The organism is Syntrophorhabdaceae bacterium (genome assembly GCA_028713955.1).
Classification (GTDB): Bacteria; Desulfobacterota; Syntrophorhabdia; order Syntrophorhabdales; family Syntrophorhabdaceae; genus UBA5609.
This window is the reverse complement of the sequence record JAQTNJ010000101.1, coordinates 1-10,578: the sequence shown is the minus strand read 5'-3', so window position 1 is coordinate 10,578 and position 10,578 is coordinate 1. Positions and strand designations below refer to the sequence as shown.

10 protein-coding genes are annotated in these 10,578 nt (G+C 45.2%); all 10 read left to right on the top strand.

What is annotated here, in order from left to right; all coding sequences use genetic code 11:
* The first annotated feature begins 612 nt into the window (after nucleotides 1-612).
* The 10 genes from PHU49_09710 to PHU49_09665 all read left to right on the top strand — a co-directional run bounded on the left by PHU49_09710 (nucleotide 613) and on the right by PHU49_09665 (nucleotide 10,088).
* The gene (locus PHU49_09710; protein MDD5244280.1) at nucleotides 613-1,551 is read left to right on the top strand and encodes an FAD binding domain-containing protein; all 939 of its coding nucleotides are present in this window, start codon (nucleotides 613-615) and stop codon (nucleotides 1,549-1,551) included.
* Between the two features lie 72 nt (nucleotides 1,552-1,623).
* A complete protein-coding gene (locus PHU49_09705) occupies nucleotides 1,624-1,848 on the top strand; it encodes a hypothetical protein (protein ID MDD5244279.1) in 225 nt (74 codons plus the stop codon).
* On the top strand, nucleotides 1,808-2,242 hold the full coding sequence (locus tag PHU49_09700; protein MDD5244278.1) for a carbon monoxide dehydrogenase subunit G: 435 nt from the start codon (nucleotides 1,808-1,810) through the stop codon (nucleotides 2,240-2,242). The genes PHU49_09705 and PHU49_09700 overlap by 41 nt, the downstream gene beginning before the upstream one ends.
* 2 nt (nucleotides 2,243-2,244) lie before the next feature.
* Nucleotides 2,245-3,117, top strand: coding sequence for a xanthine dehydrogenase family protein subunit M (locus tag PHU49_09695; GenBank protein ID MDD5244277.1), 873 nt, complete (start codon nucleotides 2,245-2,247; stop codon nucleotides 3,115-3,117).
* 26 nt (nucleotides 3,118-3,143) lie between these two features.
* Nucleotides 3,144-3,635, top strand: a complete 492-nt coding sequence (locus tag PHU49_09690) for a (2Fe-2S)-binding protein (protein ID MDD5244276.1) — start codon at nucleotides 3,144-3,146, stop codon at nucleotides 3,633-3,635.
* Nucleotides 3,632-5,995 (top strand): molybdopterin-dependent oxidoreductase, encoded by a 2,364-nt coding sequence (locus PHU49_09685; protein MDD5244275.1) that lies wholly within the window; start codon nucleotides 3,632-3,634, stop codon nucleotides 5,993-5,995. Before PHU49_09690 ends, PHU49_09685 begins: the two co-directional genes overlap by 4 nt.
* A 263-nt stretch (nucleotides 5,996-6,258) precedes the next feature.
* Nucleotides 6,259-6,510: a hypothetical protein gene (locus PHU49_09680; GenBank protein ID MDD5244274.1), complete on the top strand. Its 252-nt coding sequence runs from the start codon at nucleotides 6,259-6,261 to the stop codon at nucleotides 6,508-6,510.
* Between the two features lie 692 nt (nucleotides 6,511-7,202).
* Nucleotides 7,203-8,282: a TRAP transporter substrate-binding protein gene (locus PHU49_09675; GenBank protein ID MDD5244273.1), complete on the top strand. Its 1,080-nt coding sequence runs from the start codon at nucleotides 7,203-7,205 to the stop codon at nucleotides 8,280-8,282.
* 19 nt (nucleotides 8,283-8,301) lie between these two features.
* Complete coding sequence (locus tag PHU49_09670) at nucleotides 8,302-8,781, top strand: TRAP transporter small permease (GenBank protein MDD5244272.1); 480 nt, start codon at nucleotides 8,302-8,304, stop codon at nucleotides 8,779-8,781.
* A gap of 5 nt (nucleotides 8,782-8,786) precedes the next feature.
* Nucleotides 8,787-10,088, top strand: coding sequence for a TRAP transporter large permease (locus PHU49_09665; GenBank protein MDD5244271.1), 1,302 nt, complete (start codon nucleotides 8,787-8,789; stop codon nucleotides 10,086-10,088).
* Nucleotides 10,089-10,578 lie beyond the last annotated feature (490 nt).

Genomic DNA, 10,578 nt, shown 5'->3' with positions numbered 1-10,578 from the left:
CTTGTCGATTCCTTGAGGTGTTACCAGGGCAACATCTCAAAAACGGCTAAGGAGATTAAGATACAAAGGCCTTCTATTCAGCGGATGCTGAAGCGCTATAAAATAAAAAAAGAAGAGTATATGTAAGAGATATGAATCTTTCGGGTTACATGATACCTTAGAGATACAGACTTTTTTGTTTTGTCTTTTTGGAACCATCTGCGAAAATCTTAAAGAATGAATGTCAGAGTAGTTTAGGAGAGAGTTAATAATAACAATATGATAGAAACCTCACGATGAGCCCGCGACACAAATAGCCCATTTTTTAAGGTCAGGATACAGTATAATCGAGATAGTATGTATCCCCGCAGTTACACATTTCAGGGATCATCATTTTTCAGTATCCTTGGAACAAACAGAATAACAAGCAATATCAATATGTTAATAACCGTTGCCGATAAATAATATTGTGGCATAATAATTGCTGATGTATTTATAAAATGTATCGGGAATTGAATATGAACATGTTATATGAAAAAATTCACAAGACACAGAGAAATCAACGGACACGTTATGTACTGTCAGAGCATGTTGAAAAATCCTTGATCAAAGATCGCCAAAACGGAGGTATCTATGCGCCCAGGTTATTTTGAAGATTTAGAAAGTTTTGTAGAATTGAGTTCTTTAAAATTTGAGTATCTGGAGCCAAATTCATTAAAAGAGGCATGTTCCATGCTCGATCAGTACAAGGAAAAGGCAAAACTGATCTCCGGCGGTACGCAACTTATCCCTTTGATGAAAATGCGAAAGGTAAACCCTGAATATCTTGTCAACCTCAAAAACATACCGAACCTTGAGTACGTTGATTACTACAGCGATTTTGCAGAAGAGGGCGTGAAGATAGGGGCGCTGGCAACGCTTTTTGATCTCGGCCGTTCAGTGATAATAAACGAAAGGGCGAGCGTTCTCGTTGAGGCGATCAACCTGAGAGAACAGCGGCTGAACAAGACCCGATGGGCATATTACATGACCACGATCGGCGGGTGCCTTTCCAGTCCGGATAGTGCGGCGGATATCGCCCCGGCATTGATGATATTAGACGCAAAGGCTGTTATGCAGGGCATTCAGGGTTGGGAAACAGTGCCGATAGAGAATCTTTTTACCAAGAACGGGAACGGAGAAGTATACGAGATCCTCGGAGAGATAAGAATACCAAAGGAGCAGGAAAGTGAAATAGGCCTTGTGTATGAGAAAAGCGTCGGCACAGGAGGGGCACCCAGTATAGGTGCGGCCGTTTTTCTCAGGCTGGATCTAAAACATGTGAATATAGAAGAGATAAGGATCGTAGTGGGTGGGATCGGGGATGCACCTGTTGAGTCACAGGAAGGACCGGCGATAATGAAAGACAATCCTATCGATGACCACCTGATCATTGATGCAGCAGATATAGCCGCCGGCGAGGTCTGCGGCGACTCTGACCCGGAGGTACTGGACAGGACAAGGGAGTTGATAGAAGAAGCAATACGGCATGCCATTGACCGTTCTATCGGCGATTTTGCGCTCGGGTATTAAACAACGTCCCTTATTTACATTATAAGGGGCATAGCGAATATAAAAAAATATGCGAAGGGAGGTAAGCGGGAAATGGCAGAAAAGAGGATCAAATGTCTTTACGGCAGACAGGACTGTATGTTTGTAAAGAAAGGCACTTGTCCACGAGAGGACCAATGCCTGCTCGCAGGTGAGTTGAAGGCCAAGATGAAACAAAAAGAACGTGAAGAAGAAGGAGGTGAGGATCTACAAGATGCTAATACAGGAGAAATTCACAGTGAAAGCGCCTATTCAGCAGGTGTGGCAGTTCATCATTAACCCCGAGCTGATAGGGAATTGCGTCCCCGGCTGCGAGAAGATCGAAGCAATCGATGAACGTACCTATGTGGCGACGGTGAAGGCCGGGGTCGGTCCGATAAAAGTGCGGTTTAAAGTCACCACGTCATTGACCCAGATAGACGAACCGAAACACATCCATATGGAAGCAAAAGGAGCTGATCTGGGCATGGCTGGAAATTTTACCCAGGGAAGCGACGTGTACCTGAGAGAGGTTTCGGCAAGCGAAACCGAGGTTGCATACTCATCGAATGTAACCGTCAACGGCAGGATCGCTCTTTTTGGTGACAGGATTATGCGGGCACAGGCAAAAAAGATTGGTGAAGAATTTATACAGGCGTTGAAAGAAAAAATTGAAGGACACAAGGAGACCTAATTATGAAAGATTTTGAATATTTTTCAGCCAGCAGCCTGCAGGAAGCTTGCTCTTTGATCTCCCAGTACAAAGATGTGGGCAAGATACTTGCCGGCGGTCAATCACTCATCACCCTTCTCAGGCAGAAGCTGATCAGTCCTACATGTCTCATCGATATCAAAGGACTTAAAGAACTCGATTTCATCGAATTCGAAAAGAAGAGCGGCCTGAGGATAGGGGCATTAACAACACACAGAGCAATTGAAAAATCTTCATTAATAAAGGAGAAATACAATGTGCTCTCTGAAATGGAAAAGAGCGTGGCCTCGGTCCAGACCAGGAACTGGGGCACCATAGGCGGCAATCTTTGCAGTGCAGACCCGATCGGAGACCCGGCACCTTCATTGATCGTATTAGGTGCGAAATTAAAATTAGTGAGCGCGAAGGGAGAAAGGGTAGTAGCCCTGGAAGATTTTTTTACGGATTACTTCACTACTATAATTGAGCCTGATGAGATACTCGCTGAGATCCAGATACCGCTCCCTGCACCCAATACAGGGATCGAGTATATGAAGTTTGCCACAATCGAGGCAGGGATAAAGATCGTATCCACATCGGTGGCGATTACCGTTGATGCCGGCAGCGATGTATGCAAAGACGCGAAGATCGTTATGAGCGCCGTAGCACCGATCCCGCTTATTACGAAAAAGGCGGCGGAGATGCTGAAGGGCAAGAAATTGACTGACGATGTGATCGAAGAGGCGGCAAAGATGGCCGCGTCAGAGACTGACCCCACCACAGATGTTCATGCATCAGCCGAATACAGGAAAGAGATCGTGAAGGTACTTGTGAAACGCGCGACAAAAAAGGCCTTTGAAAAAGCGAAAAAGGCTTAATAGCATTTAAAGGAGGAAGTTACGATATGGATGGCTCGAAAAAAACGATAAACGTAAAAGTGAATGGAGAAGCATACGAATTGTCAATAAAGCCCAAGATGACCTTGCTTCAGCTTTTGAGGAATGAGCTGGGTTTAACGGGCACAAAGCAAGCCTGTATGGATAATTCCTGCGGAGCCTGCACCGTGATCGTCGACAAGATGGCCGTGAAGGCATGTTCGGTCCTGGCGATGCAGGTAAATGGAAGAGAGGTTACTTCAATTGAGGGATTGGCCTCCAGAGACGGCAAGCTGACACCCCTCCAGGAGGCATTTCTGGAGCACAGCGCTTTTCAGTGCGGGTTCTGCAGCCCGGGGAAGCTTATGTCTTCCACAGCTATGCTGGAAGAACTGGAAGACCCGACCGAGGAAGATATAAGAAGGGATATGGAAGGAAATCTGTGTCGGTGCACGGGCTACGTACAGTACTTAGAAGCTATTAAGTCAGTGGTCCAGAAGAGAAAGGAGGGAAAGAAATGAATGAGCGCTCTGTAGTAGGAAAACCGTTACCGCGGGTTGACGGCAAGGCAAAATTGACAGGGAGGGCGAAATTTACAACCGATATTGTGCTCCCCGGTATGCTTCACGCGAAATTGTTAAGAAGTCCCCTTCCTCATGCGAAGATCCGCAGCATAGATACGAGTAAGGCAGAGAAGCTGCCCGGTGTTGTAGCAGTGATCACCGGGAAGGATACATGGGGGATCAGGTATGGTTTTGTTGATACGCCGAACTATCCGGCAGAGGAACGCCCGATAGCAGAAGAAAAGGTCCGCTTTATCGGGGAGACGGTAGCGGCAGTGGCGGCTATTGACCCCGACATCGCGGAGGATGCGCTGGACCTTATTGAAGTGGACTACGATCCGCTTCCACCGATCTTTGATCCGGAAGAGGCGATGAAGGACGGCGCTCCCCAGATACACGGCGAGATCACCCGCAACACATCGTGCGCGTGGGAAGACTGGGGCGTCGCGAGAAAGTCGCATTCATACACGCCGGTGAACAATGTCGCCGCGAGGGTGCTTGTTACATATGGCGACGTGGAGAAAGGGTTTGCGGAAGCAGATTATATCCGCGAGGACCGCTCCAGGAGCCCGGGCACTTCACATATGGCTATGGAACCGCACACAATGGTGGCAAGCTGGGATCCCTTTGAACAGAAGCTCGATGTATGGATGAACCACATGGCCTTTGAACTGAAGCGTTACTGGCTGCACAAGACGCTGGATATCCCTATACCGAAGATAAGGATCCACAAGACATATATCGGCGGCGCATTCGGTGGGAAGGCCCCTTGCTTCGACTATGAGGTCATTTGCGGTTTTCTCACAAGAAAGCTTTGCAAACCGATAAAGATAGAGCTTACCAGGGAAGAAGTCTTCTCATCCTGCAGGAACAGCCACCGGTTCGATATCAATATAAAAACAGGCGTCAAAAAGGACGGCACCATTGTCGCCCAGCATTGCAACGTCATCGTGGATGCAGGCGCTTACAAGTGCAGCGCCCCGGTAGCAATGTTCTTAAGCCACGGGATGTGTGACTGCTGCTTGGACCGTAAGAACGTAAGGCACGAAGGTGTGGCGGTCTATACGAACAAGAACTTCAATTTTGCAAGAAGGGGGCACGGAGCGCCCCAGATGCGTCTTGCAGCAGATTCCCAGTACGATCAGATCTGTGAAGATCTGGGCCTGGACCCTGTGGAATTTTTATTGAAGAACCTCAGGAAGAAAGGCGACGTCATCCCCAACGGCGACAGGCTGGACAGCTATGGTCTGCCGGAAGCCATCAAGAGGTCGGCGGAAGCCATCAAGTGGAAAGAGAAGCGCGGCAAACAGAGGGACAAGAACCGCGGCGTGGGTATCGGTATTAATGGAATGTTCAGCGGTTCGGGATACTGGCCCTTTGCATGTACCGCGATCATCAGGCTCAACCACGATGGCACCATTACACTTATGGAAGGCGACTGCGAGTTCGGTCAGGGACCGGACACAACATACAGCCAGATCGCGGCAGAGGCCCTTGGATTAAACTTAGAGGATGTAACCCTGGTTTCGAGCGATTCAGAGCTTTGCCCGATGAACTACAGCAACTTCTTAAGCGGTGGAATGTTCGTTGGTGGAGGCGCGGTATATAACGCGGCCATAGATCTCAGGGAAAAGCTCCTGAAAGTGGCAAGCGAGGTTATGAGGGCAAAACCGGAAGACATCGAGTTGAAAGACAAAAAGGCATTTCTTAAGAGTAACCCGAAAAGGTCTTACACCTTCACAGAGCTCATGAGATATCACATCCAGAAGCACCTGGGTGACCCGCTTATTGGGCACGGATATAAAAAGGCAGTGCCGGAGATAGAATTCTACCCGAGCCTTTCAAAAGGTACCGGAAGATTTACCGATGCCTATGGCTTTACAGCATCTACCGCAGAGGTAGAGGTTGACAGGGAGACGGGCAGGATCAGGGTCATCAAGATAGTAGTGGCCGAAGACAGCGGGTATGAGATAAACACGGCAGTGTGTAAAGGACAGCTGGTAAGCCAGGCGGTACAGGGAATGAGCGACGCCCTGTTCGAAGAGATCATGGATGATGAAGGGCGCGTGCTCAACCCGAACCTTGTCGATTATGAAATACCGAGGGCATTCGATGTCCCGGAGATCGAGGTCATCGACTGCTCAGACTTTGAGCCAAAGGGCCCCTGGGGCGCAAAAGAGATAGGGGAGTGCGCCAGGGCTGCTGTTATTTCGGCAGTGGTCAACGCAATCTATGACGCAACGGGCGTGAGGGTGATGAGAGTCCCCGTAACCCCTGAAAGAATGTTCAACGCATTGAAAGCGCAAGAAAAAAAGTGACCCTTCATAATACCCCCCGTAGAGACCTCTAAAGCCATGAGCTGAGCGAGGTCTCTACCCTCCGTTATTATGATGCGGTGATATGGAGGCGTTGAGAACAGGATGGACACTTTTTTAAGGATGAAAGGTTTTGTGTAATATATGCCGAAGAGACCTCTGGTGTGAGAGGTCTCTTCCTTTTTAAGAGGATTACCGTTAAAGGAAAATGGGCATTAATACGTACAAGGTGTAAGATAAGGCATACCGCACGGAGGAGCAATCTGATGATAGTAAAAACAAATTTTGTCGGCGAGGTTGTATTGAAAATGGAATCGCCGACGTTGAAAAAGGTAGTAAGCGAGTTATCCGATAGGGTTGGTTTTCCTATCTGCTCCCCTGATAGCGGGGAGATCCAGGGTGATTTTAAGATCTATGTAAATGGCGTTGAGTATGAAAATATTGCGAACGGCAACAATGTGGCGCTGAAAGAGAAGGACGAGGTAGAAGTAACAATGGTTATACTGGCAGGAGGATGAGATCCCGGAATCATTCTGCGGCAAGGCCCGTACCATCGGGTGCATCATCCGGGAAGATACAAAAAGGTCTCCGAAAGGATAATCCTTGACGGCTCGTTGCTTCAAAAGATTGCCCTGGCAAGGATGAGGTTGAGTGGTATTGAGAAAATATACGCAGGATAATGCATCCCAGAGATTACATGTAACTTCAGAGATACAAACTCGCAAGTCTTCTATTCAGGTGGTATTCACGCTGTATCGGTCAAAAGATCACTTTCCATGAAACAGAAAAACCAAATGATAACAGCATTTATGACTCGTCCCGGGTCAAACAGTATACTTACCGTAAAGAGAAACAGAGGAATATTGCACAAATGTTCTGCATCTTATTGGTTACATATCTTAGATAATCGTCGTATCGGAAAGTCTTCCCATTAAAAATTAGAACTAATAATAACAAGTAGTTATCAACTATTCTATAAAAAGAGGAAATTGGCATGAATATTGCTGAACTTAATATTGTTCATGTGTAATATCTTTAAATGATGGTTGCAGACATCCTTAGATTTATAGTATTTAGAGGGGAGTTCTGCAAGAGGTGGGGAGGTGGTAGCTGCAATAATACCGTGATTAACCCTTGACATTTCAACAATGAGTGTGTTTAAAAGGATTGAGGTATGGTAAGTCAAAAATCAAAAAGAGGGAGGTAAAAAATGAAGAGGATGATTGTTGTTTCATTGGCTTTGAGTTTTGCAATGCTTTTGCTTTTTTCTTCGTACTCATTTTCAGCTCCGATTGAGCTTAAATTTGCCAATTATTTCCCAATCGGCACAGCACATACAAAGATCATGGAAGTCTTCATAAAGGATATCGAAGCGAAAACAAACGGCAAAGTAAAATTCAAGTACTATCCGGCAGGAACCCTCCTCACCGCGCCAAAGATGTATGACGGGGTCGAGAAGGGGATGGCAGATCTCGGTTTCGCGAATATCGGGTATACATTTGGACGTTTTAAAGAGACAGAAGCGCTTGACATGCCTATCGGGTATAATACCGAATGGGTTGCAACCCATGTGGCAAACGATTTTTATAAAAAATTTAAACCAAAAGAATGGGATAAGGTCCACGTCCTTGCCTTTTCTATATGCGGGCTGAACGTATTGCAGACAACAAAGCCCGTATATAAATTGGAGGATCTGAAGGGCATGAACATAAGGGGCACAGGTTACGTCGGCGAGGTCGTATCAGCGCTTGGAGGAACACCAAGGGCAATCTCGACGCCTGAGGCATATGATGCTGTCTTAAAAAAGGTTATAGATGGTTTATACATATCAATGGAAACATTGCAGGCCTTCAGATATGCAGAGGTGGTAAAATATGTAACAGAGATCTGGCCGATAGGTCAGGGATATACGTTCTATCTCATTATGAACAACAATACATGGAACAAATTACCGGCTGATGTGAAAAAGGTATTCAACGAATATCCCTTTGAGGAAAAACTGGCAGAGATGTGGAATAAGATCGATATAGAGGGGAAGAAGTTCGCCATTGAAAAGGGTGTAAAATTTATACAGCTTTCCCCTGAAGAGAGTAAAAAATGGATCAAAGCCGCTGCCCCCGTTATTGAAAAGTACGTGAAGACAATGGTCTCTGCAGGCCATGGCGAGAAGGAAGTAAGAGGGTGGATAAGCTACCTGAAAGAAAGAAGGGATTATTGGACAAAGAAACAAAAAGAGGCTGGAATAAAATCATCAACCGGTCCTGATTATTTAAGAGTGGAGTTTAAATAAACAAAGAGAGGCCTAAACGATGGAAAGGTTTGAAAGATTCGTAAAAAATATGAGTAAAACCTTTGAATGGGTAGGGGTTGTGGGATATCTTATTATGGTACTCGTAAATGTTATTGATGTCGTCGGGTCAAAGTTTTTCAATTTTCCGCTTCCCGGAGCGTTTGAAGTCACCAGCTTTGCTCAGGTTATTGCCATAGCCCTTACCATTCCCATCGGTCTTTATCTGGGGTTTCATATAAGCATAGATTTTATCCTCGAGAAGTTTCCAGATACCCCGAAAAGATTAATAAACATTTTTGTTTCCATCATCCTTGTCATCTTTTTCGGCTTGATCTTATACCAGACCCTGGAATATGGATATTCCCTGCAAATATCTGACGAGATAGGATCTGTCTCAAAGATCCCGCTTTTCCCGTTTGCGTATGTTATTGCAATAGGTATTGTACCGGTAATACTTTTTTATATTATCAAGACTATGACGTCTATAAAGGGAAGGTAAGACTTATGAACCCAGTTTCGGTATTTATTATAGGGATAATTGTGCTTCTTTTCTTTTTTCTGATAAGAATGCCCATTGCCTTTTCTATGGGTCTTGCCGCCCTTTTAGGGCTTTCATATCTTACATCATTTAGCACAGCCCTTATGTTCATCCCCCGTGATCTTTTTGACTTATTCAGTTCTTATTCTATAAGCGCGATCCCCATGTTTATCCTTATGGGATACTATGGATTTTCGGCAGGTCTCGGAAACAGGCTTTACGAGGCAGCTTATAGTATTTTCGGGCACATAAGAGGAGGTCTTGCCGTCTCTACGATATTTGCCTGTGCAGGTTTTGGGGCGATCTGCGGTTCCTGCACCGCAACGTCTGCTACCATGGGGAAGCTTGCAATTCCAGCCATGAGAAAATATAAGTATAATGACATGCTTGCAGCAGGTTGCGTTGCCGCTTCCGGAACGCTCGGCATCCTCATCCCTCCAAGCGTGGTCCTTCTTGTGTACGGCATTATAACATCGGAATCCATAGGAAAGCTATTTGTCGCCGGTATAGTTCCGGGTATAGTACTTGCTATTTTCATGTCCCTTGCTGTTTATCTTTACTGCCTCAAGAACCCGAAAGTAGGACCACCCGGTGAAAAAATGGCATTAAAAGAACGAATAAGGGCAATTGGAAAAATAATAGATGTAATACTACTTTTTATTGTAGTTATAGGCGGGCTCATTTTTGGTTTTTTTACACCAACCCAGGCCGGCGGAATAGGGGCCGTAGGCGCAATTATTGTTGGTCTTGTAAGAAGGGAATTGACATGGAAATCATTTCTTCTGAATACGAAGGAGGCGCTGAGAACATCCTGTATGATTCTTACCATAATGGGTTTTGCCACAGTTTTTGGTCATTTCATAACATTATCGAATATAACATTTATGCTTTCCGACTGGATCGTTACTTTGAAGATCCCTGGCTTTTTCATTATGATGATAATTATGTTGATCTTTCTTATAGGGGGATGTTTTGTTGATTCATTGCCTTTCATGATCCTTGCCGTCCCTATCTTTTATCCTGTTGTGAAGCATTTAGGATATGATCCTATCTGGTTTGGTGTTATTGTTACCATTTTAACAGGTATGGGTACGATAACCCCGCCTGTCGGCATAAATGTCTACGTAATAAAAGGGATAACAAACGATTTACCGCTTGAGGTGATATTCAAGGGTACATTCCTCTTCTTTGTAGCGATGATGGTGGGCACAATTCTTCTTATTGCGTTTCCTTCCTGGACCCTTTTTCTCCCAAATCTTGTACAATAGAATCCAACTTCCGAAGGTGGAGAAAATTATTGTCATCGCTGGTGTTAAATGTACTTAAATCGCCCGAATAAAATGTCTGATGGAAGATGTCTTTGTCGAGAGCTTTCATGGGATATTCAAGGATGAATGCCTCAACCTTCACCGGTTTAAGATTCTCCGGAATGCCGGGAGACCATTGAGACGAAGCGTTTCGAATATATAACACCAAGAGGCCGTACAGATCTCTTAATGATCTTACTTCTGCAATATATGATGAAGAGAGGATAGTATTGATGACGGCATGGAGACAAAACCTCGTTTATATGCAATCGAAAATTTCTATCACAAAAAAATATTTAATGGATCACACGTTTGAATGAATGCGTCGAGTGTTTGTTGAAAGGTATAGAGTGAAATTTTACTGACCCTACAATGTAAGGAGGTTTTTTATGGCAAAGGTAAAGATGTGGAGACCGGAAGTTGAGACATTACCAAGAGAAGAATTAGAGAA

Excerpts from the sequence above, each read along its gene's own strand:
- PHU49_09685 (MDD5244275.1), top strand. The coding sequence starts at position 3,632 with ATGAATGAGCGCTCTGTAGTAGGAAAACCGTTACCGCGGGTTGACGGC.
- PHU49_09680 (MDD5244274.1), top strand. The coding sequence starts at position 6,259 with ATGATAGTAAAAACAAATTTTGTCGGCGAGGTTGTATTGAAAATGGAA.
- PHU49_09670 (MDD5244272.1), top strand. The coding sequence starts at position 8,302 with ATGGAAAGGTTTGAAAGATTCGTAAAAAATATGAGTAAAACCTTTGAA.
- PHU49_09665 (MDD5244271.1), top strand. The coding sequence starts at position 8,787 with ATGAACCCAGTTTCGGTATTTATTATAGGGATAATTGTGCTTCTTTTC.
- PHU49_09675 (MDD5244273.1), top strand. The coding sequence starts at position 7,203 with ATGAAGAGGATGATTGTTGTTTCATTGGCTTTGAGTTTTGCAATGCTT.
- PHU49_09705 (MDD5244279.1), top strand. The coding sequence starts at position 1,624 with ATGGCAGAAAAGAGGATCAAATGTCTTTACGGCAGACAGGACTGTATG.
- PHU49_09690 (MDD5244276.1), top strand. The coding sequence starts at position 3,144 with ATGGATGGCTCGAAAAAAACGATAAACGTAAAAGTGAATGGAGAAGCA.
- PHU49_09710 (MDD5244280.1), top strand. The coding sequence starts at position 613 with ATGCGCCCAGGTTATTTTGAAGATTTAGAAAGTTTTGTAGAATTGAGT.
- PHU49_09695 (MDD5244277.1), top strand. The coding sequence starts at position 2,245 with ATGAAAGATTTTGAATATTTTTCAGCCAGCAGCCTGCAGGAAGCTTGC.